This window comes from Janthinobacterium sp. Ant5-2-1, assembly GCF_001445815.1.
In the GTDB taxonomy this organism is placed as follows: domain Bacteria; phylum Pseudomonadota; class Gammaproteobacteria; order Burkholderiales; family Burkholderiaceae_D; genus Janthinobacterium; species Janthinobacterium lividum_E.
In genome coordinates this window covers 38,759-64,704 of record NZ_LNCE01000012.1, presented here as the reverse complement: position 1 = coordinate 64,704, position 25,946 = coordinate 38,759, and the positions used below count along the sequence as shown (strand labels likewise).

The 25,946-nt window shown below is 59.9% G+C and carries 22 protein-coding genes, 1 tRNA gene and 1 pseudogene; all 24 read left to right on the top strand.

Annotated features, from left to right (window positions below; translation table 11 throughout):
• A pseudogene (locus tag ASN89_RS04405) lies at nucleotides 1–680 on the top strand (bifunctional salicylyl-CoA 5-hydroxylase/oxidoreductase); the annotation flags it as partial.
• A gap of 1 nt (nucleotide 681) precedes the next feature.
• The gene (locus tag ASN89_RS04400; protein WP_058048399.1) at nucleotides 682–1,482 is read left to right on the top strand and encodes an SDR family NAD(P)-dependent oxidoreductase; all 801 of its coding nucleotides are present in this window, start codon (nucleotides 682–684) and stop codon (nucleotides 1,480–1,482) included.
• 13 nt (nucleotides 1,483–1,495) lie between these two features.
• Complete coding sequence (locus ASN89_RS04395; RefSeq protein ID WP_058048398.1) at nucleotides 1,496–2,023, top strand: MarR family winged helix-turn-helix transcriptional regulator; 528 nt, start codon at nucleotides 1,496–1,498, stop codon at nucleotides 2,021–2,023.
• Nucleotides 2,024–2,025: 2 nt separating this feature from the next.
• The gene (locus ASN89_RS04390) at nucleotides 2,026–2,880 is read left to right on the top strand and encodes an enoyl-CoA hydratase family protein (RefSeq protein ID WP_058048397.1); all 855 of its coding nucleotides are present in this window, start codon (nucleotides 2,026–2,028) and stop codon (nucleotides 2,878–2,880) included.
• Between the two features lies 1 nt (nucleotide 2,881).
• Entirely contained in the window at nucleotides 2,882–4,042 is a 1,161-nt protein-coding gene (locus ASN89_RS04385; RefSeq protein WP_058048396.1) for an acyl-CoA dehydrogenase family protein, read from the top strand.
• A gap of 26 nt (nucleotides 4,043–4,068) precedes the next feature.
• Nucleotides 4,069–4,461 (top strand): RidA family protein, encoded by a 393-nt coding sequence (locus ASN89_RS04380; protein WP_058048404.1) that lies wholly within the window; start codon nucleotides 4,069–4,071, stop codon nucleotides 4,459–4,461.
• Between the two features lie 122 nt (nucleotides 4,462–4,583).
• On the top strand, nucleotides 4,584–5,318 hold the full coding sequence (locus tag ASN89_RS04375; protein WP_235432854.1) for a PEP_CTERM-anchored TLD domain-containing protein: 735 nt from the start codon (nucleotides 4,584–4,586) through the stop codon (nucleotides 5,316–5,318).
• Nucleotides 5,319–5,381: 63 nt separating this feature from the next.
• A tRNA-Arg gene (locus ASN89_RS04370) sits at nucleotides 5,382–5,456 on the top strand.
• A gap of 172 nt (nucleotides 5,457–5,628) precedes the next feature.
• Nucleotides 5,629–7,521, top strand: coding sequence for an ATP-binding cassette domain-containing protein (locus tag ASN89_RS04365; protein ID WP_046682622.1), 1,893 nt, complete (start codon nucleotides 5,629–5,631; stop codon nucleotides 7,519–7,521).
• 151 nt (nucleotides 7,522–7,672) lie between these two features.
• The gene (locus ASN89_RS04360) at nucleotides 7,673–8,362 is read left to right on the top strand and encodes a CAAX prenyl protease-related protein (RefSeq protein ID WP_235501846.1); all 690 of its coding nucleotides are present in this window, start codon (nucleotides 7,673–7,675) and stop codon (nucleotides 8,360–8,362) included.
• 40 nt (nucleotides 8,363–8,402) lie between these two features.
• The gene (gene epsL, locus ASN89_RS04355) at nucleotides 8,403–9,674 is read left to right on the top strand and encodes an XrtB/PEP-CTERM-associated polysaccharide biosynthesis outer membrane protein EpsL (RefSeq protein ID WP_046682621.1); all 1,272 of its coding nucleotides are present in this window, start codon (nucleotides 8,403–8,405) and stop codon (nucleotides 9,672–9,674) included.
• Between the two features lie 7 nt (nucleotides 9,675–9,681).
• Complete coding sequence (locus ASN89_RS04350) at nucleotides 9,682–11,064, top strand: undecaprenyl-phosphate glucose phosphotransferase (protein ID WP_046682620.1); 1,383 nt, start codon at nucleotides 9,682–9,684, stop codon at nucleotides 11,062–11,064.
• Between the two features lie 667 nt (nucleotides 11,065–11,731).
• Nucleotides 11,732–12,742 (top strand): EpsD family peptidyl-prolyl cis-trans isomerase, encoded by a 1,011-nt coding sequence (locus ASN89_RS04345; RefSeq protein ID WP_058048395.1) that lies wholly within the window; start codon nucleotides 11,732–11,734, stop codon nucleotides 12,740–12,742.
• 46 nt (nucleotides 12,743–12,788) lie between these two features.
• Nucleotides 12,789–13,577 (top strand): polysaccharide export protein EpsE, encoded by a 789-nt coding sequence (gene epsE, locus ASN89_RS04340; RefSeq protein WP_046682618.1) that lies wholly within the window; start codon nucleotides 12,789–12,791, stop codon nucleotides 13,575–13,577.
• A 53-nt stretch (nucleotides 13,578–13,630) separates the two neighbouring features.
• The gene (gene epsF, locus ASN89_RS04335) at nucleotides 13,631–15,040 is read left to right on the top strand and encodes a chain length determinant protein EpsF (protein ID WP_046682617.1); all 1,410 of its coding nucleotides are present in this window, start codon (nucleotides 13,631–13,633) and stop codon (nucleotides 15,038–15,040) included.
• Nucleotides 15,041–15,055: 15 nt separating this feature from the next.
• Nucleotides 15,056–15,931 (top strand): chain length determinant protein tyrosine kinase EpsG, encoded by an 876-nt coding sequence (epsG, locus tag ASN89_RS04330; RefSeq protein WP_046682616.1) that lies wholly within the window; start codon nucleotides 15,056–15,058, stop codon nucleotides 15,929–15,931.
• Between the two features lies 1 nt (nucleotide 15,932).
• A complete protein-coding gene (xrtB, locus tag ASN89_RS04325; RefSeq protein ID WP_046682615.1) occupies nucleotides 15,933–16,832 on the top strand; it encodes an exosortase B in 900 nt (299 codons plus the stop codon).
• Entirely contained in the window at nucleotides 16,829–17,515 is a 687-nt protein-coding gene (gene epsI, locus ASN89_RS04320; protein WP_046682614.1) for an exosortase-associated protein EpsI, B-type, read from the top strand. The genes xrtB and epsI overlap by 4 nt, the downstream gene beginning before the upstream one ends.
• Nucleotides 17,516–17,564: 49 nt before the next feature.
• Nucleotides 17,565–19,025, top strand: coding sequence for an oligosaccharide flippase family protein (locus ASN89_RS04315; protein ID WP_082654389.1), 1,461 nt, complete (start codon nucleotides 17,565–17,567; stop codon nucleotides 19,023–19,025).
• A gap of 45 nt (nucleotides 19,026–19,070) precedes the next feature.
• Complete coding sequence (locus tag ASN89_RS04310; protein ID WP_058048393.1) at nucleotides 19,071–20,570, top strand: O-antigen ligase family protein; 1,500 nt, start codon at nucleotides 19,071–19,073, stop codon at nucleotides 20,568–20,570.
• A gap of 58 nt (nucleotides 20,571–20,628) precedes the next feature.
• Nucleotides 20,629–21,114, top strand: a complete 486-nt coding sequence (locus tag ASN89_RS29755; protein ID WP_082654392.1) for a serine O-acetyltransferase — start codon at nucleotides 20,629–20,631, stop codon at nucleotides 21,112–21,114.
• Entirely contained in the window at nucleotides 21,092–22,108 is a 1,017-nt protein-coding gene (locus ASN89_RS04300) for a glycosyltransferase (protein WP_046682611.1), read from the top strand. Before ASN89_RS29755 ends, ASN89_RS04300 begins: the two co-directional genes overlap by 23 nt.
• Before the next feature lie 38 nt (nucleotides 22,109–22,146).
• On the top strand, nucleotides 22,147–23,487 hold the full coding sequence (locus ASN89_RS04295) for a phenylacetate--CoA ligase family protein (protein WP_046682610.1): 1,341 nt from the start codon (nucleotides 22,147–22,149) through the stop codon (nucleotides 23,485–23,487).
• Nucleotides 23,488–23,664: 177 nt separating this feature from the next.
• On the top strand, nucleotides 23,665–25,911 hold the full coding sequence (locus ASN89_RS04290) for a heparinase II/III domain-containing protein (protein WP_138828893.1): 2,247 nt from the start codon (nucleotides 23,665–23,667) through the stop codon (nucleotides 25,909–25,911).
• The last annotated feature ends 35 nt before the right edge of the window (nucleotides 25,912–25,946 follow it).

Genomic DNA, 25,946 nt, shown 5'->3' with positions numbered 1-25,946 from the left:
TGGCCGCGGCCGTCGCCGGTTTCGACTGGCTGGAACTGCATTGCGCGCATGGCTATCTGTTGTCGAGTTTTATCTCGCCGCTGACCAACCGCCGCACGGACGAATATGGCGGTAGCCTGGAAAACCGCTGCCGCTATCCGCTGCGCGTGTTCCGCGCCATGCGCGCCGCCTGGCCGCAGGACAAGCCGATGAGCGTGCGCATCTCGGCCCACGACTGGGTCGAAGGCGGCATCACGCCCGACGATGCAGTCGTCATCGCGCGCCTGTTCAAGCAGGCCGGCGCCGACCTGATCGACTGTTCCTCGGGCCAGGTCAGCAAGCTCGAACAGCCCGTGTACGGACGCATGTTCCAGGCGCCGTTCGCCGACCGCGTGCGCAACGAGGCGGGCATCGCCAGCATGGCCGTCGGCTCCATCTTCGAAGCCGACCACGCCAACAGCATCATCGCCGCCGGACGCGCCGACCTGTGCGCCGTGGGCCGGCCGCACCTGGCCAACCCCGCCTGGACCTTGACGGAAATGGCGCGCATCGGCTACAGCGGCGCCGGTGCGGCGTGGCCAAAACAGTACCGCCCGGGCCAGCAGCAGCTGGAACGCAATCTGCAGCGCGAGCGCCAGCTGGCTGCCGCCAATACGGGCCTCACCCCGCAACAGGTGGCCGCGCGGCTGCTGGAAGGATGACATGAGCAAGGATCAACTGGACGGTGCATTGGCCAACAAGCACGCGTTGGTGACGGGCGCCGGCAGCGGCATCGGCCTCGCCAGCGCGGGCGCCTTGCTGGACGCGGGCGCCAGGGTCACCCTGGCCGGGCGCGATGGCGCGCGGCTGGCGCGCGCGCGCATGCAGCTGGAAGAGGCGGGCCACGCGGGCAGGGTCGCCATCTGCGTGCTCGACGTGGCAGTGGAAGCGTCCGTGCAGGGAGGGTTTGCGCAGGCGGCCGCGCATTTCGGCCGCGTCGATATCTTGATCAATAACGCGGGCCAGGCGCATGCGGCGCCTTTCGGCAAGACGGATGCCGCCATCTGGCAGCAGATGCTGGCCGTGAACCTGACGGGCGTATTCCACTGCTGCCAGGCGGCCATGCCGGCCATGCTGGACGCGGGCTGGGGGCGCATCGTCAACGTGGCGTCGACGGCGGGCCTGAAAGGCTACCGCTACGTCAGCGCCTACGTCGCGGCCAAGCATGGCGTTATCGGCCTGACGCGCGCGCTGGCGCTGGAAGTGGCGCCGCGCGGCGTCACCGTCAACGCCGTCTGCCCCGGCTACACGGAAACGGACATGGTGGCGCAGGCCGTGCAGAACATCGTGCGCAAGACGGGGCGCGGCGAAGACGCGGCGCGCGCGGAACTGGCGGCGTCCAACCCGCAGCAGCGGCTGGTGCAGCCGCAGGAAGTGGCCGATGCGGTGGCGTGGCTATGCTTGCCCGCGTCGTCCGCCATGAATGGACAATCGATCGCCGTCGCCGGCGGCGAAGTCATGTAACTGAATGAAGACCATGGATAAAGAACCCGATAAGATGCAGGATGAACCCGTACAGGATGAACCCGTGCTGGACCTGGCGAGCCGGCTGACGCAGGACCACCACCAGTCGCTCAAGCTGTGGCTGCGCATGCTCTCATGCACGGTGAAGATTGAAAACGAGGTGCGCACGCGCTTGCGCGCCACCTTCGGTATCACCTTGCCCCGCTTCGACTTGATGGCGCAGCTCGAGCGCTTCCCCGACGGTTTGCGCATGGGTGAACTGTCCAAGCGCATGATGGTCACGGGCGGCAATATCACGGGCATCACCGACCAGCTGGAGCAGGAAAAACTGGTGGTGCGCGTGGTCGATCCGAAGGACCGCCGCTCGTACAGCGTCAAGCTGACGCCGGCGGGCCGGCGCGCGTTCGACGACATGGCGCGCGTGCACGAAGGCTGGATCGCCGAACTGCTGCACGGCGTGACGCCGGACGACAAAACCCAGTTGATCGACCTGCTGTCGCACATGAAGCAGCAGCTGAATGACACCTCGATAAAGGAATGACCATGCGCCATCTACCCGGCCAGCCGCAAGACCTGCCAGGCAACCGCGCCAGCCTGGCCCATTACGCGGCGCGGCATTTTCTGTTTGCCGTCGATGCAGGCGTCGCCACCTTGACCCTGCACCGCCCGGAGCGCAAGAATCCGCTCACTTTTGACTCGTATGCGGAGTTGCGCGAGCTGTTCCGCGCGCTGGCCCATGCGGATGACGTCAAGGCCGTCGTGATCACGGGCAGCGGCGACAATTTCTGTTCGGGCGGCGACGTGCACGACATCATCGGCCCGCTGACGAAACTCGACATGCCCGGCTTGCTGGCCTTTACCCGCATGACGGGCGACGTGGTGAAAGCCATGCGCGCCTGCCCGCAGCCCATCATCGCCGCCATCGACGGCATTTGCGCCGGCGCCGGCGCCATGCTGGCGCTGGCTTCCGATATCCGCATCGGCACGGCGCGCAGCAAAACGGCCTTCTTGTTTACCCGCGTGGGCCTGGCCGGCTGCGACATGGGCGCCTGCGCCTTGCTGCCGCGCGTGATCGGCCAGGGCCGCGCCGCCGAACTGCTGTACACGGGACGCTCCCTGGCCGGCGCCGAGGCCGAGCGCTGGGGCTGGCTCAACCGCCTGGTCGAGCCGGAGGAGCTGGCCGAAGCGGCGCAGCTGTTCGCCGCCGGCCTGGCCAGCGGCCCCACGTTCGCGCACGGCATGACGAAAAAAATGCTGCAGCAGGAGTGGAACATGGGCGTCGATGAAGCGATCGAGGCGGAAGCGCAGGCGCAAGCCATTTGCATGGCCACCAACGATTTCCACCGCGCCTATCACGCCTTCGTGGCGAAGGAAAAACCGCAGTTCGAGGGCGATTAAGATGCAAAATACACGCGACACCACTTACCTGGACTGGCCGTTTTTCGAGGCACGTCATGCAAAGCTTGAGTCCGAACTCGATGCCTGGGCGGTGCAGCATCTGGGCGAGGCACATGGCGCCGACGTCGATGCGGCTTGCCGCGCGCTCGTGGCGCAGCTGGGGCAGGGCGGCTGGCTCGCGCACGCCACCGGAACCGATGGCAAGATCGACACGCGCGCCATTTGCCTGATGCGCGAAACCCTGGCACGCCACGACGGCCTGGCCGATTTCGCCTTTGCCATGCAGGGACTCGGCTCCGGCGCCATCGGCTTGTTCGGCAGCGCCGAGAACAAGGCGCGCTATTTGCCGGACGTGGCCAGCGGCAAGCGCATCGCCGCCTTTGCCCTGTCCGAGCCGCAGGCCGGCTCCGATGTGGCGGCCATGGCGTGCGCGGCGCGCCGCGATGGCGACGACTACGTGCTCGACGGCGAAAAGACGTGGATCTCGAACGGCGGCATTGCCGACTTTTACGTGGTGTTCGCCCGCACGGGCGAGGCGCCGGGCGCGCGCGGCATCAGCGCCTTTATCGTCGACGCTGATAATCCGGGCCTGGAAATCGCCGAACGCATCGCCGTGATTGCCCCGCATCCGCTGGCGCGCCTGCGCTTTGCCAATTGCCGTGTGCCCGTGTCGCAGCGCTTGGGCGAGGCGGGGCAGGGCTTCAAGGTGGCGATGGCGACACTCGACGTGTTCCGCACGTCGGTGGCCGCCGCCGCCCTGGGCTTTGCGCGGCGCGCGTTCGACGAAGCGCTGCGCCATGCGACGGCGCGCCAGATGTTCGGCCAGACCCTGGCGGACTTCCAGCTGACGCAGGCGAAATTGGCGCAGATGGCCACCGGCATCGATGCGGCCGCGCTGCTCACCTACCGCGCCGCCTGGCAGCGCGACCAGGGCCGCAAGGTAACGAAGGAAGCGGCCATGGCCAAGCTGACGGCCACGGAAACGGCGCAGCAGGTGATCGACGCGGCCGTGCAACTGTTCGGCGGCATGGGTGTCGTCAGTGGCCACCCGGTCGAGCGCCTGTACCGCGAAATTCGCGCCTTGCGCATCTACGAGGGCGCCAGCGAAGTGCAGCAATTGATCATCGCGCGCGAACTGCTGCGCGAGGCGGCGGACGCATGAGCCGCATGAACAACGAGGAAAACAATATGCAAGTGCTGCAACCACCAGGATGGGCCAGGCCGCGCGGCTATGCGAACGGCATCGCCGCCAGCGGACGCACGGTGTACGTCAGCGGCATGATCGGCTGGGACGCGCAGGGACAATTTCACACGGACGATTTCGCGGGCCAGGTGCGCCAGGCGCTGCAAAATATCGTCGCCGTGCTGGCCGAGGCGGGCGCCTTGCCCGAACACATCGTGCGCATGAACTGGTATGTGCTGGACAAGAAGGAATATGTGGCGGCATATCCACAAATCGGCGTTGCCTACAGGGAAATCATCGGCAAGCATTTTCCTGCCATGACGGCCGTGCAGGTGGCGGGACTGATAGAGGATAGAGCGAAGGTCGAAATCGAGGTGACGGCGGTGTTGCCTGAGTGAATTTCTGCTATGAAATATTGCGTATTGGTATCTAAATAATAAATATAAAAACATTATCTATCATGTTATATTTGGCAACCGGAACATACGCCGGTGTTAAATACTGACAGTCGAGGTAGAGGATGCGTAATAATTTCAGAGCGGTAAGAAGTGTGGTGCTGGCCGTGGCCAGTATGGGTTTTTGCCTGGGCGCGCAGGCGGGACCCGGTACGTCGCTACTTTCCCCCGGCTATCAGGCACAGCTGGAAAGCTGGCTTGGCGAAGGCCATCTGGCGCTGACGAACATTTACAGCAAGGCGGCGGGCGACACTTCGCTCGATTTTCACAAGGCATCCGACGGTAAGGGACGCACTTTTTCCATCATGGAGGCCACGAATTCATCGGGCAAGACGTGGCTGGTGGGCGGTTACAATCCGCAAAGCTGGAGCTCCACGGATGGCATGCATGTCACCATGGATGACAGCCAGCGCACGGCCTTCCTTTTTAATCTGACGTCAGACTTCATGCTGCCGCAACTGAAGCAGTATTTCAATGGCGACGGTATCGGCAAGGATCAGACCTACAATCAGGCCAATTACGGCCCGACATTCGGCTATGGACATGATTTGTATGTGCCGCAAGATCTCACGCATGGCGGCAGTTCTTTCTTGTATACCTATAACTATGTTGGGCAGTCGTCGACTGGCTTCAGTTTGCTCGATGGCTCCGCCTGGCATGGCAACGATGTGACCTTCGGCGCCATCGAGGTATTTGCCATCAGCGCCGTACCGGAACCGGCCACCTATGGACTGCTTCTGGCGGGATTGCTGGTGTTGCTGGTGCGTCAGCGGGGCAAGGCCAAGACTCGCCTTGTCTGACGTGACGCCGCGCTTGCCACGCTGTCAATGGCGGGCGCTTGCCTGTATAATGCCGCTGCGCGTGTCGCCATCGTACAATGGATAGTACAAGGTCCTCCTAAGACTTAAATGCAGGTTCGATTCCTGCTGGCGACACCACGTTTCCACGCAACGCGCGTCGGCAGCCTGTGATCATCCAGGCGGTAGTTATTGGTCGATGGCGATTGAAGTCCAAGTTATCGGTACAATGCGTGCTTCATTCATCTAATCGGCGGCTGTTTTGCACACCACGCGGTGTGCGCGAGACGGCGCCCGAGCACTCTTACTCATTATGGCTGTCATTTCTCTCTCATCGGCGCAACTTGCGTTCGGTCACGTCGCGCTGCTCGATCACGCGGAATTTTCACTGGAAACCTCGGAACGGGTCGGCTTGATCGGCCGCAACGGCACGGGTAAATCGTCGCTGTTGAAGGTTATTTCGGGCAAGTTCAAGCTCGATGACGGCTTGTTGGTGATGCAGCAAGGCATCAAGATCGCCTATGTGGAGCAGGAGCCGCAATTCGACCCGGAGATGTCCGTGTTCGACGCCGTCGCTTCCGGCATGGGCGAATCGCAGGCGTGGCTGAAGGAATACGATGCGCTGACGGGCCAGTTTGGCCAGGGCAATGACGACGAACTGATGGAACGCATGCACGACATCCAGGTCAAACTCGATGCGGCTGATGCATGGAGTTTGCCGAACAAGGTGGAAACCGTACTCGACCGTTTGAATCTGACGGGCGACATGCTGATGAAAACCCTGTCCGGCGGGATGCAAAAGCGCGTGGCGCTGGCGCGTGCGCTGGTATCGGCGCCCGACGTGCTGCTGCTCGATGAGCCGACCAACCATCTGGACTTCAGCTCCATCCTGTGGCTGGAAGGCTTGTTGCGCGACTTCAAGGGCAGTGTGCTGTTCATTACCCATGACCGCTCCTTCCTCGACAATGTTGCCACGCGCATCATTGAGCTCGACCGCGGCCGTTTGCTGTCGTACCCGGGCAACTTCACGGCTTACCAGACCCGCAAGGCGGAGCAGCTGGAAATCGAGGAAGTGGAAAACGCCAAGTTCGACAAGTTCCTGGCGCAGGAAGAAGTGTGGATACGCAAGGGCGTCAAGGCCCGCCGCGTGCGCGACGAAGGCCGCGTGCGCCGCCTGGAAGCGCTGCGCCTGACGCGCAATGCGCGCCGTGAGCAGCAGGGGCAGGTCAAGCTGGACGTATCGGCCGGCGAACGCTCGGGCAAGATCGTGGCGGACCTGGAAAACGTCTCGAAGATCTATGGCGACAAGGTCATCGTCAAGGATTTCAGCGCCACTATCCTGCGCGGCGACAAGGTCGGCCTGATCGGCGCCAACGGCGCCGGCAAGACCACCTTGCTGAAGATGATCCTGGGCCAGGAAGAGTCGGACACGGGCAGCATCCGCCTGGGTACCAAGCTGCAGGTCGCGTATTTCGACCAGATGCGCACGCAGCTGAACGAAGAAGCAAACCTGATGGAAACCATCGCGCCAGGCAGCGACTGGGTCGAAATCAATGGCCAGCGCCGCCACGTGATGACGTATCTGAACGACTTCCTGTTCGCACCGGAACGTGCCCGTTCGCCCGTCAAGTCGCTATCCGGTGGCGAGCGCAACCGTTTGCTGCTGGCGCGCCTGTTCGCCAAGCCGGCCAACGTGCTGGTTCTCGATGAGCCGACCAACGACTTGGATATCGATACCCTGGAATTGCTGGAAGAGTTGCTGGAAGAATACACGGGCACCGTCTTCCTCGTCAGCCATGACCGTACCTTCCTCGACAACGTGGTCACGCAAGTGATCGTCGCCGAAGGCGAGGGCAAGTGGCGCGAATTCGTCGGCGGCTACACGGATTGGGAGCGCGTGCGCACCTTGCCGATCGCCACGGCGCCCGCCAGCAAGCCGGCCGTGAAGGTCGAGGCTGCCGCACCGGCCGCCAAGCAGAAAAAGCTCAGTTACAAGGAACAGCGCGAGCTGGAAGAGTTGCCGAAACTGATCGCCAAGCTGGAAGACGAGCAATCGGTGCTGGCCGCCGAACTGTCGCATCCTGACTTCTACAAGAAAACGCCGGCCGAAGGCAAGCGCCTGAATGCGCGCGTGGCCGAGATCGAAGGCGAACTGCTGGAAGCGCTGGAAAAGTGGGAACAGATCGAGGCGCGCAGCAATGCCTGATTAGTTTCTTGCATTCTCTGTTGTAATTTAAGTTAGGATTATTTGCCACGGCAACGGTTCTGCTTGATATAATTATATAATTATATTTTTTACATCGGAGGATGCATGTTTGTTATCGAAAACACGCGCTCCGGACCACGGCGTCCGGCGCGTGGTTCCACCTCCGGTGCGCATCAGCATGTTTGACCGCGCCGCCCTGCCCCGGGTAGCGCCATTCCTCGCCTACCTCTCCTTCATCTTCATCGCCGACATGCTGGGCCGGGCTGGCTTCGCCGCGCAGGACCTGCGCTGGCTGTATGCTGTCAAGATCGGCGTCGTGCTGGGTATGTTGTTGTATTGGCGCCGCAGTTACACGGAATTGCGCTGGACACCGCTGGGCGCGCGCGCGCTGGCCGTGGCGCTGGCCACCGGGCTTGTTGTTTTTTTGCTGTGGATTAATTTGAATGCGGACTGGATGAGCATCGGCAGCGCCGACGGCTTCGACCCGCGCAGTGGCGGCCAGATCGAATGGAGTCTGGTGGTGCTGCGCATTGCTGGCGCCGCCCTCGTGGTGCCCGTGATGGAAGAGCTGTTCTGGCGCTCCTTCCTGCTGCGCTGGATCGATGCCCCTGATTTCCTGAAATTCAATCCGCGTCTGGCAAGTGCCAAGGCTTTTGTTGTCAGCGTGGTACTGTTTGGCTTTGAACACAATCTGTGGCTGGCCGGTATCGTTGCCGGCGCCGCGTATAGCTTGCTGTACATGCGCAGCCAGTCGCTGTGGTCGCCGATCCTTGCCCATGGTGTGACGAATGGCGTGCTGGGCCTCTGGATTGTTTCCGGTGGACACTGGACTTACTGGTAATATTGCCAATCAACTGTTTGCTCTATCAAAGAGAATACCTATGTTGAATTCCCCGCAAAAAAAAGATGTCGATGGCAGCCACTCTGCCGCTGCATCACGTCGTCTCCCGGCGGCATCGGCATTGCGTGCTGGTTGTTTATTCCTGCTGGGCAGCTTGGCCAGTCCGGCTGCCCTTGCTTCATTGAGCGACACAATTTTCCCCTTCCTGGCCACGTCATATTCCTACGATGACAACCTTTTGCGCCTTGACGACAATACGCCTGGTTACACGGGCCCCCGTTCCGATACCTCGCGCCAGATACAGGCGGGTTTTCTGTTCAACCGGCCGATCGGACGCCAGGTGTTGAGCGGGCAAGCCAAGTGGTCGCGGGTATCGTTTCAGCATTTCGATAACTTGGACTATAACGGCAAGGATTTGCAGGCCGACCTGGAATGGCATATTGGCAATCATCTTGACGGCCATGCCGGAGTGACATATTCGGAAACCCTGACGCCGTTCAGCGATTTTCAATCTACGGGTACGAACCGGAATATGCGAACACGGCACCGGAATTACCTCGATGGCGGCTGGCTGTTTCATCCGAGCTGGCGCCTGCGCGGCGGCCTCAGTCGTGAGCGCTATTACTATGACCTTTCAAGTCTCAGCTATGCGAACCGCGTCGAGGATGCGAGCGAGCTGGGACTCGATTACCTCGCTTCGAGCGGCAGCAAGATCGGGGTGCAACTGCGGCACTTGAAGGGTAATTATCCGAATCGCCCGGTGGGCTCGCAATTCAGTCTGGTGGATGGCTATACCCAGGACGAGGTGAAGGCGAATATCTACTGGCGCTACAGTCAGGTGACGCAGGTGCAACTGCTCGCTGGCTGGGTCCGGCGCGGCTATGCATCGTTCTCGGGACGCGATTCGAAAGGCGCGAACGGCCGCCTGATCGTCACTTGGGCGCCGCTGGGGAAAGTGCGCTTTACGGGCAATTTATGGCACGAGTTCGGGGCGGTGGAAAGCTCGCTGGTATCGAGCAGCCTGAATAACGGCGCCAGCGTGGCCGCAGCGTGGGATATTACGTCGAAGGTGCGCATGGATGCCGAAGTGCGGCGCCAGAAACGCGACTTTTCCGCTGCCAGCGGCCTGCTCTTTCCCGTCGATGTCACGGATTCCACGCATACGGAGTCGCTGGGACTGACCTATGCGCCGCAGCCGAATATCCAGCTGAGCCTGAATGCCTTCCACGATACCCGCAAGGGGGCACCGATTATTAATACCGGCAGCTACCGCGCCAAGGGCGTTTCCTTCAACGCCAGCGTTCAGTTCTGAGAGCAATATGACGGTTAATGATATACCCCTGATTTCGTTTTTTCAGCGCATACTCGACCCATTGATCATCATGGGTACGCTGTACCTGCTTTCCGCCATGTCAGGTTCGCCATTTACCGGTTACTCGCTGGTATTGATGATCCTTGCGTTCTTTATTTCATCCTCCGTATTCCAGTATGTCGATCCCTATCGTACCTGGCGCAGCGGTCGCATGCTGGCCTATGCCCGCGACATTTTTGTCAGCTGGGGCATCACGGCCCTGATCCTGGTATTCCTGGGGTCGGCGACAGGACTGGCGTTTCATTATGATCGCGATCTGGTGCTGGCCTGGTTCCTGTTGACGCCGTTTGTATTGCTGCTCAGCCATCTGGCCGCGCGGCGCATGGTGGCCGATCCCGGACGCGACAGTGAAGTGCGCTCTGTCGTCATTATCGGCGCCAACGATGCCAGCCTGAAATTTGCCGCCACCGTCGAGCGTAACCCGAACCTGTTCATGAGCGTGCGCGGCTTTTTTGACGACCGCACCGATGACCGCTGGCCCGAGACGATGCGCGAGCCCATGCTGGGCAAGATGGCCGATATCGCTGCCTATGTGCGCGAGCACAATATCAAGATGATATTCATCAGTCAGCCCATTTCGGCCCAACCGCGCATCCGCAAGATGCTCGATGAACTGCAGGATACGACGGCATCGGTGTACTTCTTGCCGGATATTTATATCTTCGATCTGATGCAGGCGCGCTTCGACAATGTAGGCGGCATGCCGGTGATCGCCATCCGGGAGTCGCCGTTTACCGGTTTTAACAGCATGCTCAAGCGCGGCAGCGACATCGTGCTGGGCTTGTTGATCCAGATCATGCTGTTGCCGGTGATGCTGGTCATTGCCATTGCCGTCAAGGCGACGTCGAAGGGGCCCGTGATCTTCCGCCAGCGACGCTACGGCCTGTATGGCGAGGAAATCATCGTCTATAAATTCCGCTCGATGACGGTCAGCGAGGATGGCGACAAGGTGGTACAGGCAACCAAGAATGATCAGCGCGTGACGCGCATTGGCGCCTTTTTGCGCCGTAGCTCGCTCGATGAGTTGCCGCAGTTTATCAACGTCTTGCAGGGACGGATGAGCATTGTCGGTCCCCGCCCGCACGCGGTGGCGCATAACGAGCAATACCGCAAGCTGATCAAGGGTTACATGCTGCGCCACAAGGTCAAGCCGGGCATCACGGGCTGGGCCCAGGTGAATGGCTTGCGCGGCGAGACGGAAACGCTCGACAAGATGGAAGCGCGCATCCATTTCGACCTTGACTACCTGCGCAACTGGTCGCTGTGGCTGGACTTGTGGATCATTTTACGTACGGTCAAGGTGGTGCTGAAGCGCGACAACGCGCATTGAACGCGGACCGATGGCGGAGCGCCACACGGGGACTTGAATATTTTTTGCAGAGATTTAATCCGCGTTAAAATGACGCAATCATGCAAGATGTCAAATCCGGCTTCTGAAGCCGGCCGAACAGTGATTCGACGAGCCATACGACCCTATGAGGCAAGCACGGCGACATGATGTGCACGGTGACATGCTCCTGCTGCGTGGCGGCTGCCCGGGCTGTAGCCCGTGGCATGTGCGTCATGCCCGCTGGCGCTTCGCCTGGCCGGTGTGGCGCATGGCGACTGTTCAATTGATATTGTCTCCCAGGCACTGGCCACATCCCTGCCGCTTTCCCGCGCTGGCCCGCCTCGCATTATGGTACGGCGTAATGCAAGTATCACCGCTGCGAGAAATATTGCCCTGTAAGAATTATTTTTTGAGGCCTGCTTATTGCAAGGCTTGTGTTTCTGATGAAACAGTTGTTTTTAAGACCTTTTAATAGTTTTTTAAGCAAATAGTTTCCTAGCAAGCTAGTACACTGTGTATCATATTTATAATATTGACAATCATGTGGTCGCAAGCCCATAATTTCAATCGAAATCTGCTTTTTTGATAATGTTTTGTTATTAAGTGAGTTATCATCACGTTCACAAAACTATCAGTGGATTTCCTTACCCGAACTGAAGGAGTCATTTTGAACCAAGCGCAAATCGCCCGTGTGTCATCGAGCAAGCCCGCCACGCATTCCCGCCTGCTGTGCGCAGGCCTGGTAGTCCTGGCCGTCGCAGGATTGTCTGCTTGCGGCAATAAGGAAAAAAAGGCCGGCCAGGCGTTGGCGAGTGTGAATGGGGAGGAAATCACCGTCCTGCAGCTCAATGAAGAAATGCAGCGCGCCAATGTGCCGGTTGCGCAACAGGAGGTGGCCAGCAAGCAGTTGCTGGAATCGCTGATCGACCGCCAGCTACTGCAGAACGAAGCGGCCAAGGACAAGACAGACCGCGATCCCAAGGTAGTGCAGGCGGTCGAACGGGCCAAGGCATTGATCGTGGCACAAGCCTACATGCAAAAGCGCATTGGTGCGATCGCCCGCCCCAGCAAGCAGGAAGTGGAAGAGTACTTCCAGAAGAACCCGCAATTTTTCACCGAACGCAAGCAGTTCGACATGCGCGAACTGGTCATCGCCACCACCGACATGAACGACAAGCTGAAGGCAGCCATGGACGCGGCAAAGACACTGGACGACGTCGCCGCCTGGCTCGATACGAACAAAGTCAAGTATGCCCGTACCCAGTTGTCGCGCACCAGCGCCGACCTGGCGCCGGAGTTGAGCACGAAATTGCTGTCGATGCCGAAGGGCCAGCTGTTCATCATCCGCGAGGGGGACCGTACCTTGCTCATTTCCCTTGCCGACATCCGCGACAATCCCGTGAACCTGGCACAAGCCGCGCCTCAGATTGAACAATTTCTGTTCAACAAGAAAAACAAGGATGCGGCCGATACCGAATTGAAACGTTTGCGTGCCGCTGCCAAGATCGAGTACCTGAACAAGGAGGGCGCCCCGGCATCGGCGGTGGCCAGTGCCCCGGCTGCGGCGCCGGCCGTTGCGGCGCCTGTCGCGCCAGCACCCGTCGTACCGGTGGCGCCGGCGGCACCGGCGCCGAGTTCGTCGGAATCGAATGATCGTGGCGTTGCTGGCTTGAAATAAGCCGCAGCATTTTAAGTTAAGCAACTCATTATGGATTGAACGAATCATGAAACGACTTGTCATGTGGTGCCTGACCCTGTTGCTGGCCATTGGTACGGGTGTTGCCAGTGCCGCCGATGTACAACTGGGCGCGGGCGATGTATTGAAAATTTCCGTGTATGGCAGTCCTGACCTTGGGCTGGAGACGCGCATCAGCGAAGCTGGTCAGATCACCTTCCCGCTGGTTGGCAACGTGGCGCTCGGCGGCTTGTCGGTCTCCGCGGCGGAAAAGAAACTGGGCGGCTTGCTTGAAAGTGGCGGCTTCCTGCGCAAGGCACAGGTCAACATCATCGTGACTTCGCTGCAAAGCCAGCAGGTGTCGGTGCTGGGCCAGGTGAACCGTCCGGGCCGCTATCCGATCGAAGGCCGCCGCAGCGTGATGGATATGCTGGCCATGGCAGGCGGTGTCAGCGTCGATGGCGGCGACTCGATCAACCTGATCCGCAAACGCGATGGCAAGACGAGCCGGGAAGTGATCGATATCGTAGAAATGGTGCGCAGCGCCGATTTGAACCGCGACCTCGATGTGGCTGGCAACGACGTGATCTTTGTCGAACGCGCGCCACGCTTTTATATTTACGGCGAAGTCCAGCGTCCTGGCCCATTCCGTTTGGAGCGTTCGATGACCGTGTTGCAGGGCTTGTCCGCAGGTGGCGGCCTGACGCAGCGCGGCACGGAACGCGGCATCCGCATCAAGCGCCGCGATGCGCAAGGCAAGCTGCAGGTTCTTGAGGCCAAGCATGACGATATGCTGCAGGTCGATGATGTCGTGTATGTCAAAGAGAGCTTGTTCTAGTCTTGAGCGGGGCCAGCGCCCCGTTCTTATCATTCAGTATTGAAGGTTCCAACATGAATTTCTCTCAATTTTTGCTGATTTTGCAAGCGCGCAAGAAGATTATTTTCTTGACCTTGATCGTCACCGTGCTTGCCACGCTGTCTGTCAGCCTGCTATTACCGAAGAGCTACAAAGCCACCAGTTCTCTGGTCATGAACTACAAGGGCGTTGATCCTGTCACGGGGCTGGCCATGCCTGGACAATTGTTGCCTGGATACATGGCCACGCAGATCGATATCATCAGCAGCAAGAATGTGGCCTTGCGCGTGGTCGATCACCTGGGCCTGGCCAACAGTCCTGCCGTCATCGAGCAATTCAATGCGGCGACGGAAGGCAAGGGAACGGTCCGCGACTGGTTGGCCAATCTCTTGCTGAAAAAGCTGGAAATCGTGCCATCGCGCGAAAGTAGCGTGGTCGACATCAGCTTCAAGGGTTCCGACCCACAATTTGTGGCGGCCGTCGCCAATGCTTTTTCCGACGAATACCAGAAAGTCAGCATCCAGCTGAAAGTGGAGCCGATGAAGAAGGCGGCCAGTTATTTCGATGAGCAAACCAAGATGCTGCGCGATAACGTGGAAAAGGCGCAAAACCGCCTCTCCAAGTATCAACAGGAAAACGGTATCGTCAGCGTCGACAACCGTCTGGACGTCGAATCGAATCGCCTGAACGATCTGTCCGCGCAGCTGGTGATGGCGCAGGGCCAGTTGATGGAAGCAAATTCGCGCCAGCGCATGGCCGCTGGCGGCAATGGCGGCGAATCGCCGGATGTGGCCTCGAATCCCTTGATTCAAAGCTTGAAGATGGGGCTTGGCAATGCCGAAGCCAAACTGGCCGAACTGGGCCAACGTCTCGACAAGAATCATCCGCAGTACCAGAGCGCCAAGGCAGAGGCTGACAAGCTGCGTGCCGATCTGCGCGAACAACTGCGCATTACCTCGAACAGCGTAGGCAATGCGGCGCAGATCCAGCAGCAGCGCGAAGCCTCGGTACGCGCGGCGCTGGCGGCGCAAAAGGCGAAGGTGCTGGAACTGAATCGTACCCGCGATGAGATGGGCGTGTTGCAGAAGGATGTGGAAAGCGCCCAGCGCGCCTTCGACGTGACGTCGCAACGCTTCTCGCAAACCAAGATCGAAGGCCAGTCCGACCAGTCCGACATTGCCGTGCTGAATCCGGCAGTTCCACCGATTGAACCGTCCAGCCCCCGCGTGCTGATGAATACCCTGTTGTCCATCGTCCTGGGAACGTTCCTGGGTATCGGCCTGGGCCTGCTGATTGAAATGCTGGACCGCCGCGTGCGTTCCGACCATGATCTGGCTGACTTGCTGCAAGTGCCGGTACTGGGCATGGTCGACTGGAAAGCCGCACCGCGCCGTCGCAAGGGCTTGCATCGTCTTCTGCCGGCTCGCCGCCTGAGTGCAAATTAATTGATGGAATTGAATATGAACTTTCCCGCGCATCCTGTTTCGAAACCGTCACCCCTGCGGGGCGGCGACTCCAGCATCGGCGCCCTGTTGCTGGCCTCGGGCAAAATCACCCCGGAAAATGCCGAACGCGTGCTGCGCATGCAGAAAGAACTCGGCATCCGTTTTGGCGAAGCGGCCTTGCGTCTCGGCTTGATCAGCGAAGCTGACATCCAGCAAGTGCTGGCGCGGCAATTCGACTATCCGTATCTGCAGGAAGGCGAGGGCAAGTTTGCCAGCGAGCTGGTGGCGGCGTATCAGCCTTTCAGCCCGCAAATGGAAACCTTGCGCGCCGTGCGCAGCCAGTTGATGCTGCGCTGGTTTTCGCTGGGCCGCAAGGCCCTCGTCGTGGCCAGCGTCGATAGCGGCGATGGCGCCAGCCTGTTCGCCGCCAATCTGGCTGTGGTGTTTTCGCAGCTTGGCGAAAGCACCTTGCTGGTCGATGCGAATTTGCGCAAGCCGCGCCAGCACGAGATTTTCGCGCTGGAAGAGCGCCAGGGGCTGTCCGATGTCCTGGCCGGGCGCGCCCAGCAGGACGCCATTTCCGTCATCGATTCCTTTGTCGACCTGTCCGTGCTGGGAGCGGGCACCTTGCCGCCGAATCCGCAGGAGTTGCTGAGTCGTCCTGCCTTTGGCGCGCTCAATACGCAGCTGGAAGAGCGCTACGATGTCGTGTTGTATGACGTGGCATCCGTGTCGTCGGGATCCGATGCGTTCGTGATGGGCGCCCGCGTCGGTGGCGTGTTGCTGGTTGTGCGCAAGAACAAGACGCGCCTGGCCGATATCGACGCCATGCGCGAGCAGTTGCAGCGTAGCGGTTCGGAAGTGGTCGGCTCCGTGCTGGTCGATTACTGACATGACTTCTCTCGCACAGTCGCGACCAGCCGCCTCGCTGGACTGGAAGCAGTTCCTGCTGCACTGGTGGCCTGTGCTGCTGGGCTTGCTGGCCATGTATGTGCCTACCTTTCACGACCTGGCTTTCGGCCTGTGGTCCACGGAGAGCTACGCGCACGGTCCCATCATCCTCCTGCTAGCCTTGTGGCTGCTGGTGCGGCAATGGCCGGCCATGCTTGCCGCTTCGGGCGGCACGGGAGGCTCGGCTGCCGGCTGGCCGCTGGCCGTGCTGGCATTGCTGTGCTATATATTGGGCCGGTCGCAGAGTATCCAGAGCATGGAGCTGGCCTCCTTCATCATGATGCTGGCGGCCCTGTTGCTGCTGTTCTTTGGCGTGCGTGCCTTGAAAGTGCAGTGGTTTCCCTTCTTTTTCATGTTGTTCATGATTCCCTTGCCAGGCGCTATCGTCAGCGCGCTGACGATGCCGATGAAAATGGCCGTATCGTATGTCACTGAGCACCTGCTTTTCTGGGCCGGCTATCCGATCGCGCGCAGCGGCGTCATCTTGCAGATAGGCCAGTACCAGCTGCTTGTGGCCGATGCCTGCGCCGGCTTGCAGACACTGCTGACCCTGGAGTCGCTGGGCCTGTTCTACATGAATGTGGTACGCCATACGTCGGCCTTCCGCAATATCATGCTGGCCATCCTGATCGTGCCGATTTCGTTTACCGCCAACGTGGTGCGCGTCATCGTGCTGACGTTGATTACCTATTATTTTGGCGATGCCGCCGGCCAGGGCTTCCTGCATGGTTTTGCCGGCATGGTGCTGTTCATCAGCGCCCTGATCCTGATCATTTCCATTGACTCGCTGTTGCAATGGTTCGTGAATATGCGCCAGCGCCATCACAAGGGGACAGTATGAAACCATCGCGCCTTTCCATGTTTGTACTGAGCGGCATGATGGTGCTCGCTTCGCTGGCAGCGGCCTATGCCAAGCCGACCATCCGCTTGGCGGAAACCATGCCGATGCCCGAGCTCGAGAAGATCATCCCCAGCCAATTTGGCGTATGGCAAGAGGAAAAGACGTCTGTCGGCGCCGTGATCGACCCGCAAATCCAGTCTGAGCTCAAGCGCATCTACACGCAGATACTGTCGCGCACCTACATCAATGACCGGGGTGAGCGCATCATGCTGTCGATTGCCTACGGCAAGGACCAGAGCGATACGACGCAGGTGCACTATCCGGAAATCTGCTATCCGGCGCAAGGCTTTCAGATCGCGTCCACGCGGGAAGAAACCCTGTCGACGGCCCAGGGAGATATTCCCCTGAAGCGTCTGGAGACGAGCATGGAAAACCAGCGCTACGAGCCAGTGACGTACTGGACGACGGTGGGCGACGTGGTGGTAACTAACCGCACGAACAAGAAGCTGGTGGAAATGCGTTACAGCCTCAAGGGACAGATTCCCGACGGTCTGTTGTTCCGCGTGTCGTCGATCGACCGCGACACGGCTGCCGCGTTCCGTCTGCAAGATGGCTTTGTCAAGGCAATGCAGGCGGCGCTCGACCCCGCCAGCAAGCTGCGCCTGATGGGCATACACGGATAGACGCATGGTGCGCGCCGCACCATGTGCTGTTTCACTTACCTAGATAAACATGACTCTCGCAGCAAAGACACTCGGCGCGGTGAAAAGTAACTACGCAGGCACGCTGATCCGCGTGCTGGCCCAATTTGGCGCACAAGTCGTCATCATGCGCGAACTGGGACCGGAATTGGTGGGCACGTTCGGCTATGCACTGCTGGTGTTCGGCGTGCTGGCGCTGGCGATCGACCAGGGTTTTGGCTGGGCATTGATGCAAGGCGATTTTTCGGAAGAGGAACTGCGCGTGGTATTGTCCCGGTTAATGCTGGGTTCGGTATTCGGCATGCTGTTCGTTTTCGGTATGTCCTATCCGCTTGCCATCTGGCTGGACAATCCACTGGCGGGTACCCTGTTTCGCTATTCGGCACCCTCGTATCTGGTCATCGCCGTGTATGGCATTTCCCAGGCCCGGCTGCGCGCAGAACTGCGTTTTCGTGAAATCCAATATGCCACCACCGGCGCTTACCTGATCGCCTATCCCGTCGTTGGCGTCGGCCTGGCCCTGGCCGGCGCCGGTGTCTGGGCGCTGCTGGCCGCATGGTATGCGCAGGCGATATTGCAGTTTGCCCTCAGCTATTACTTTAGTCCGCATCCTTTGGTATTCGGCAATCCGTTTCACTCCTGCAAGGCAGCAGCACTGGGCCGCCAGGTGGCTGGCATCAATGTGTTGAATTGGGCCGTGGACAACGCCAGCGGGGTTTTTGCCGGTGCGCTGGGACCGCAGGCCCTAGGCAATTTCAATGCCGCGTCGATGCTGTCGCGTACGCCGGCCATGCAACTGGCGCAGACCATGCAAACCGTGTTGTTTTCCACCGCGTCGGCGTTGGCCGGTGACGTGGCACGCATACGCCAGCTGTATTTGAGCGCGCTGGCGTCGATCGCCATCCTGGTCGTGCCATCGTATGCGTATGCGCTCACGCATGCCGATTTCCTGATGCATCTGGTGTTTGGCGAAAAGTGGCTGCAAGCCGGCTCCCTGTTCGCCGCCATGACGGTTGGCATGGTGTCGCTTGCCATGAGCACCCTGTCCGGCGCAGTCTTGACGGCGACAGGCGGGCAAGGCACGGTGCTGCGATCACAGGCCTGGTGCCTGGCGCTGATGCTGGCAGGGCTGTACCTCGCCGTACATGTGGAGCTGGTGTATGTGGGCATCGTGATCAGTATTGCTTACACGCTGCGGCTGCTGCTGCAGATGCGAACCATCGCTGCCATCGTCCGGCTCACCTGGGCAGACTTTGGCAATGTGCTGGGCGGCCCGCTCGTGCTGGGCATGCTCTGGTCCGTGCCTCTGGCGGCATGGCTGGCGCCGGAGCATCCAGGCTTGCTCGCCGAACTGCTGGAACTTGGAGGCAAGCTGGTCTTGACATTGTGCGTATGCAAGCTGTTCCCGCGGTTTTTCTTTTGCCATGCACTGATTTATATTTTGCAACGATTTGGTCCTGGACGCCGTCTGGCGAACGCACTTGGCCTGTGAGAAATTGATGAAAAAAAATAGTATGAAAGCGAGCAAAGGCCATCCATGGAAGAGTTAATCGTCTATTTTCTGTTGCCTTTGGGCGCCTTGCTGTTTGCCCTGCTGGCAATCGGCGGCGCCGTTTTCGTGGCTGGCATTGCCGCACGCTGGCGTGGCTGGGCATTCGCGACAGTTTTTCTGCTGACAGTTGCTGCCAGCATCAGCAGCATTGTCCTGTCGTTCCGCAAGCTGACCTTGAGCGAGCAGGGGCTGATGAACATGAGTGATGGCGATGGCGCCTCGGGCCTCGTATCGAAACTGATCCTGATGGCGGTGATCGGCAGCTCTTTCGCCCTGTGCCTGGCATGGTTGTTCGATTTCAACAAGAAACTGCGCCAGCACTCGCGCTTTACGCGTCGCGACTTGTGCGCGCCCAACGATATCGTGATCGCCTTCATGGTGTTTTATGTGGCGTTCAGCATCGTGCCCATCTTTATGGGCCAGCGCTATTATTTCCATGTGTCGCTGATCTACCCTTTCTTTGTTTATCTGGCCATGTTCCTGTATTTGCAGGTATCGGACATCGATCCTGTGCGGGTTTCAAAGTATTGCCTGGGAGCCCTGGTGTTCGGCAGCCTGGCCGCGGCCGTCGTCACGCCCAGCGCCGCTTTCCAGCCTGGCTACAATGGCCTGATCCCTGGCTTCAACCTGCGTTTGTGGGGCGTGACAGCGCATGCCAATGCGCTCGGCGCCGTCGCCTGCGCGTTTTTCCTGATGGAGATGGCTGAACCTGAAAAGAAACGCTGGCTACATTTCGGCATTCTTTGTGCGGCAGGACTGACGATGATCATGTCGCAGTCCAAGACGTCGATCCTCACCGCCTTCATGGGCGGCATGATGATCACGGGCATGCAGATATGGAATTACCTGGGGGCGCAAACTCGTGGCTACAATCGCAACAGTTCGACCTTCCTGGCCGTGCTGCTGATGGGCTTTTGCTTCATGGTCGCCATGGTGGGGATCTGGGTCATGTTTTCGGATGTGAATTTGTTAACGGTGATCGAAAGCAAGCTCGACTCGCGTGCCGTGGGCGACCTCAGCACAGGCACGGGACGGCTGTGGATCTGGTCCGCAGCCATCAAGGGCGGCATGGAAAATCCCCTGTTTGGCCAGGGGGCATCGTTCTGGAACCTGGAAAACCGCCTGCGCCTGGGATTGAGCGGCGCGGTTTCCGCACATAATTTGTACCTGCAGGTGTTCAGCCGCTCGGGCCTGATCGGCCTGGCATCCTTGCTGGCCTTCCTGTTTTTCCTGATCCGTTATGCCATGCGCGCCTCGAAGGCGACCAATGGCGCCAGCCTGGTGATGCTTGCCGTGCTGCTGGTACGCTCCATGACGGAGGTGCCCATTGCGCCGAACGGCATCCTTGGGGCCGAGTTTTTCGGCACCATGGCCTATATTTTTTACATCATTGACCGTGGGGCGAGGCCGTTGACCAAGCGCAATACCATCGAGAAAAGACCGGCAGCATATTTTGCCAATGGGCGCTTCAGGGGGCAGGCATGAGGTGCCGTGCCGCCGCACCCCGCCAACGGCTGGCGCGCGGATGGGCCAGGGAGGCGCGATGCTGACCATTTACCGGCTTGCGCACTTGCTCGCACGCGCCCGCATTCCCCTGTTGCCGCGTCTTCTCTATATGTTCAACCGCATCGTGTTCTCTATTGTGTTGCCACCTACCAGCATCGTCGGCCGCGATGTGCTGTTCGGTTATAGCGGATTGGGCATCGTGGTGCATGCGCGCTGCAAGATCGGCGACCGCGTCAATATCGGCCCGCATGTCACCCTCGGTGGACGGGCAGGATTGAGCGGCGTGCCGGAAATCGGCGACGATGTGCTCATTGGTAGCGGTGCCAAGATTCTCGGCCCCGTGCGTATCGGGAATGGCGCGCGCATAGGCGCCAACGCCGTCGTGCTGCAAGATGTGCCGGCCGGCGCCACGGCCGTTGGTATTCCTGCCCGTGTCCGTGGCGGCCAAGCGGGCAGGGTGCCATCGACAGATGGATTAGACAGCTCTACACAGGTGGATAATGAAGTTAGCGATCTTAATTAAGACATATAACGAAGCGCATAATATAAACCGTTGCCTCGACGCCGTGTTTGAGGCCATAGCCGGGATTGCCGGGGGAGTCGAGGTGCTGGTCGCCGATTCGTTGTCGACCGATGCCACCGTCGCGATTGCACGCGCTTATCCCGTGAAGATCGTCCAGTTGACGCTGCCAGCCGACCGCGGCTGCGGCGCCGGGGTGCAGCTTGGTTATCAGCATACGCGGGCCCAATTCGTGTATCTGCTCGACGGCGACATGGAACTGCAGGGCGACTTTTTGAAGCAGGCGCTGGCGCTCATCGAAAACGATGCGACTTTGGGCGGCATTTCCGGCGTATTGCGCGACCGGCACATCAATAACAGGTTTGACCGGCACCGGCTGAAAAACAAGCCTGCCGCGCGCGCCGGCGACGTCGAGTGGCTGGCGGGTGGTGGGCTGTATCGCCGCGCGGCGCTGGACGAGGCGGGCGGCTATGCGGGCAACCGCAACCTGAAGGCATATGAGGAGGCGGAACTGGGCTTGCGCCTGGGCAGTCATGGCTGGCGCATGCTGCGGCTCGACACGGTGGCGGTGTATCATACGGGGCATGCGGAATCGACTGGCGCACTGATCTGGCGCCAATGGCGTAGCCGACGCATGGATGCGGGCGGTGTGTTGCTCAAGTCAGCCCTGGGACGACCCTGGTGTGGTCGCGTGCTGCGCATGTGTTTGCATCCGCTTGCGGTGCTGGGCTTCTGGGCGCTGGTCCTTGGCGCCGTGCTGCTGGCTCCCGACTGGCGTGTGCCTGCAGCATGCTTGGGGCTGGGGGGGCTGGCGGCATTGGCCCTGTGCGTCAAGAAGCGCAGTGTCAATGATGCCGTTTTTTCTATTTTACTGTGGCATCTTTCTGCCGCAGGCCTGATACGGGGTTTCGTCACGGCCAGGTTGCGGCCGCCGTGCGAGGTGATTCCCAGCCGGGTCCTGTCAGAGAATACGGCGGCAGAGGCCGGTGCAATTTGACACAATGGTAAAGGTGCTACACGCATTAAAGACATCGAATGAAGAAAAATGTAAAAAAAGAGCTGTTTTATGGCCTTCGTTCGCTGCTGCGCGATAATTTTTTGAGCCGGCATCTGCTGGCGCGGCTGCGCCGCAATGCGCAACTGGACCCGGCGGGCATGGAGCGCGTGCAGCTGACGTTGCTGCATGCGAGCCTGCAATGCGCAATCGGCAAGCTGCCGTACTATGCGCATATCGATAAACATTTTTCTGTCGACGACACGCTGCAGGTCTTGCGCCGCGACTTTCCCATCATCGACAAGAGCACCTTGCTCGCCAACCGCCAGAATTTGTATCCGAACGGCGGCAAGGCCAGGCCCTGGTACAGCGTCGGCAAAACCAGCGGCACCACGGGCACGCCGCTGACGATCTTCCGCAGCCCCCTATCCGTGCTGTACGAGATGGCTTTTGTGCGGCGGCACTGGGAATGGAATGGTTTTCGCCGCGGCGCGCGAAGCGCCGTGCTGCGCGGCGACGTCGTCGTGCCACAGTCGCGCGAGGCGCCGCCATTCTGGTTTTATAACCGCTATGACAAACAGCTGCTGATCTCCTCGCGCCACCTGAAGGAAGGCTATATGGCCGCGATTTGCGATCAGCTCGACGCTTATGCGCCGGCCATGTTGCAAGCGTATCCATCGACGGCCTATACCCTGGCCAGCTACCTGCAGCGCCAGCGGCGCTACCTTTCCATTCCCCTGGTCTTTACCAGTTCCGAACCCCTGTATCCACATCAGCGTGCGCTGATCGAGGAGCGTTTCCGCGCGCGCGTCAGCGATATGTATGGCATGGCCGAACGGGTGGCCTTTGCCAGCGCCTGCCAGTTTGGCGCGATGCATGTGAATGCCGATTATGCGTACGTGGAGATTGTCAACGACGATGGCCAGCCGACGACGGATTTCGGCTTTGTTGTCGGTACGACGCTGCATAACCACGTCATGCCATTGGTACGCTACCGTTTGTCGGACCGGGCGCGCTGGAAGGCGGGAAGCTGCCCGTGCGGCCGGCCGTTCCCCGTGCTTGAGGAAATCAGCGGCAAGTACGAAGATGCGATTTTTGGCGGGGATGGCCAGCCCGTCAGCCCGTCCGTGCTGACATTCGCTTTCAAGGGGGTCGAACATATCCTCAAGTCGCAAGTGGCACAGGTGGCGCAGGACCGCTGGCAAATCCGCATCGTGCCCGCGCCCGCGTTCTCCAAAGTGCAGGAACTAGCGCTCGTCGAGAATATTCGCCAGTTGGTAGATAAGGATATCATGGTCGAAATTGTATTAACGTCGGATATCCCCAACACATCTTCTGTTAAGTTCCGCTGGGTCGTGAATGAGCATGAAAAAAATAAATGAAAATGCGTATAATAAAATTCCGGGCGTCAACTCCAATTGAGGCCTGTCCAGGTCTCTAAATCTCGCTTTGAATCACAAATAATTTTGCGCTGCAAAAAGGTTTATCTTGCCAGCCTTATCACACCTATTTTTCAAGATCGGTTCCGATCTTATTGCCGTTGCCTCGGAGGCTAAATTATGAAACTCTTTCCCGTGATGCTGCCAATATTGCTGGCAGCTGGTGTGTTGTCGGTCGCCGGGCCGGCGCGTGCCGACTGGGTGCAGTCCGTCGACCCTGTCGCGGTTGCGCCGGCACCAACAAACCTGCAGATTCAGGCGCAAAATCCCCCCACGTTTACCTGGTCGCGCCATATTTCGGCGCCGGCATCGTATACGGTGGAAATCAAATCCGCCAGCGGCGCGGTGAGTACTTATACAACGTCCCGTAACTGGTTGCTGCCTAGCCAGCTATTGCCAGTCGGTAGTTATTCCTGGCGCGTGCGCCCCACGTCGACCGTGGAGTGGTCCGATTACCGCAACTTCACGATCACGGCCGCCTCGGCGCCGTTCCTGGTGCCGGAAAATGCGGACTTGCGGGCGCGCATCGTAAAAATGCCAAGGCCGCGCAGTTTGCAGGGATTGCCTTTGTATAGTGCCTGGAGCGCGCCACTGAAGGCGGAGCGCAATGCTGCCATGCTCAAGATGCGCTCCGAGGTCGACTGGGTGACAGTCAAGCCTGGTGCTGGAGTGCTGGACTCAAACTGGAAGCTGCAGACGGGTTCCGTGCTGACGGCCGCCAACGTTGCGCAGACGGCCGATATCCGTGCCCTGGTGTCGGCGAATGGACGCCAACTGGAAGGCGCCTCGCTGCTGTACCGCCTGACCGGCGAGCAGAAGTACCTGACCGAAGCGCTGTACCGGGGCGACATGCTGGCCGCGCTCGATCCATATGGCCCGACGAGCTATGTCAATCAGGACCAGGGCACGCGCGTCATCGCGCTGACGCTGATCAAGGCCATCGATACTCTGGGCAGTGCCATCGACGGTACGCGCCGCGCCGCATGGCTCAATGTCGTGCGTTTGCGGACCAACGATATCTACGCCGATCTGTCAGGCAGCAATGGCCGCATGGATCAATATCCGTTTGACTCCCATGGCGGTACCAATCTGGGTTTCCTTGCTCTCATCGCCACCTTGTCGCTCGGCGAAATCAAGGAAGCCGATACGTGGTTTGACTTTTCCTTCCGCGCCTACGCGGCGGCATTCAGCGCCTGGAGCGGTCCGGAAGGCGGCTTTGCGAATGGCACGGCGTATGCGCAATACACGGCGGACCTGGCCTTGCAGGTATGGCAGCCGCTGGCCAGCGCTTCCGGCATCGATATGTTCAGCAAGCCATGGTCGAACGGTTTCGTGCGCTACTTCATGCATTTCGTACCGCCCGGTACGCCGCGCCACCTGTTTGGCGATGAGTCGGAAGTCGTTCCCACCTTCGCGGTACTGAAGGCCTTCGTATCGCATTATGCGACTCCCGAAGCTGCCTGGTATTTCCGGGCGCTGCCCGTGGACATGGATGCGCTGACCTTGCTGCAGGCGCCGTATCCGCTGCCCGTCTCGTCGGTCAGCACGCCGCTGCCTCCGGAAAATGCCCGCCTGTACCCCAGCATAGGCTGGGCGGCCATGCACAGCAGCATGGCCGATAGCGGGCGGACCTCGCTGTATTTCAAATCGAGTCCGTACGGCTCGTATAACCACAGCCATGGCGAGCAGAACAGCATTGTTCTGGTCCGCAACGGCGTCGCGCTGCTGGGGCAGTCCGGTTATTCCGACTACTATGGTTCACCGCTGGCCAGCTCATGGTATCGCCAGACGCGGGCGCACAATGCCATCACCATCGATGGCGGCCTGGGCCAGGCCATTGATGGCTATACGCCGCAAGGCTACACGAGGACCAAGGCCTATGGCGGCAAGATCACGGCCTTCTCTACCACGCCTCAGCTCGACTATGTGGAAGGCGATGCCACGCCAGCGTACAGCGGCGCGCTGACGCAGGCCGTGCGCAAGGTCTGGTATTTGCGCGGTGTGAATGCGGCGGTGATCGTCGACGCCCTGGCGTCGGCCACACCGCGCAAGTTTGAATGGAATTTCCATTCCTATGCGCCGATGCAGACGGGAGAGAATGGCAAGGTGATTGTCGCCAAAGGTGGGCAAATGGTGTGCCTGATTCCCGTGTCGACGGGTATGCCGATTGCTTTCGAGAAACGCACCGGTCCTCCGCCAAAAGCTGGCACGGTGGAAGACCATGGCGCGTTTGTAAATACGGTGCTGCAACCCAAGGCAGAGTTTGTGGTCGTGCTCGATGTCGGCTGCAGCAATCCGGCACCCGTGTTCGATCCCGTCGCGCGCACGCTCAAGGTAGGCACGCAGACGGTGACGATACCGAAATGACTGCCTGCCCGGCAGCCGGATCAGTTCGTATCAGA

What these genes read in the sequence shown, in the direction of transcription:
- ASN89_RS04290 (WP_138828893.1), top strand. Translation starts at nt 23,665, where the DNA reads ATGAAACTCTTTCCCGTGATGCTGCCAATATTGCTGGCAGCTGGTGTG.
- xrtB (WP_046682615.1), top strand. Translation starts at nt 15,933, where the DNA reads ATGACTTCTCTCGCACAGTCGCGACCAGCCGCCTCGCTGGACTGGAAG.
- epsE (WP_046682618.1), top strand. Translation starts at nt 12,789, where the DNA reads ATGAAACGACTTGTCATGTGGTGCCTGACCCTGTTGCTGGCCATTGGT.
- ASN89_RS04365 (WP_046682622.1), top strand. Translation starts at nt 5,629, where the DNA reads ATGGCTGTCATTTCTCTCTCATCGGCGCAACTTGCGTTCGGTCACGTC.
- ASN89_RS04315 (WP_082654389.1), top strand. Translation starts at nt 17,565, where the DNA reads ATGACTCTCGCAGCAAAGACACTCGGCGCGGTGAAAAGTAACTACGCA.
- ASN89_RS04300 (WP_046682611.1), top strand. Translation starts at nt 21,092, where the DNA reads ATGAAGTTAGCGATCTTAATTAAGACATATAACGAAGCGCATAATATA.
- ASN89_RS04400 (WP_058048399.1), top strand. Translation starts at nt 682, where the DNA reads ATGAGCAAGGATCAACTGGACGGTGCATTGGCCAACAAGCACGCGTTG.
- epsL (WP_046682621.1), top strand. Translation starts at nt 8,403, where the DNA reads ATGTTGAATTCCCCGCAAAAAAAAGATGTCGATGGCAGCCACTCTGCC.
- ASN89_RS04375 (WP_235432854.1), top strand. Translation starts at nt 4,584, where the DNA reads ATGCGTAATAATTTCAGAGCGGTAAGAAGTGTGGTGCTGGCCGTGGCC.
- ASN89_RS04390 (WP_058048397.1), top strand. Translation starts at nt 2,026, where the DNA reads ATGCGCCATCTACCCGGCCAGCCGCAAGACCTGCCAGGCAACCGCGCC.
- epsG (WP_046682616.1), top strand. Translation starts at nt 15,056, where the DNA reads ATGAACTTTCCCGCGCATCCTGTTTCGAAACCGTCACCCCTGCGGGGC.
- epsF (WP_046682617.1), top strand. Translation starts at nt 13,631, where the DNA reads ATGAATTTCTCTCAATTTTTGCTGATTTTGCAAGCGCGCAAGAAGATT.
- ASN89_RS04310 (WP_058048393.1), top strand. Translation starts at nt 19,071, where the DNA reads ATGGAAGAGTTAATCGTCTATTTTCTGTTGCCTTTGGGCGCCTTGCTG.
- ASN89_RS04350 (WP_046682620.1), top strand. Translation starts at nt 9,682, where the DNA reads ATGACGGTTAATGATATACCCCTGATTTCGTTTTTTCAGCGCATACTC.
- ASN89_RS04295 (WP_046682610.1), top strand. Translation starts at nt 22,147, where the DNA reads ATGAAGAAAAATGTAAAAAAAGAGCTGTTTTATGGCCTTCGTTCGCTG.
- ASN89_RS04380 (WP_058048404.1), top strand. Translation starts at nt 4,069, where the DNA reads ATGCAAGTGCTGCAACCACCAGGATGGGCCAGGCCGCGCGGCTATGCG.
- ASN89_RS29755 (WP_082654392.1), top strand. Translation starts at nt 20,629, where the DNA reads ATGCTGACCATTTACCGGCTTGCGCACTTGCTCGCACGCGCCCGCATT.
- epsI (WP_046682614.1), top strand. Translation starts at nt 16,829, where the DNA reads ATGAAACCATCGCGCCTTTCCATGTTTGTACTGAGCGGCATGATGGTG.
- ASN89_RS04385 (WP_058048396.1), top strand. Translation starts at nt 2,882, where the DNA reads ATGCAAAATACACGCGACACCACTTACCTGGACTGGCCGTTTTTCGAG.
- ASN89_RS04395 (WP_058048398.1), top strand. Translation starts at nt 1,496, where the DNA reads ATGGATAAAGAACCCGATAAGATGCAGGATGAACCCGTACAGGATGAA.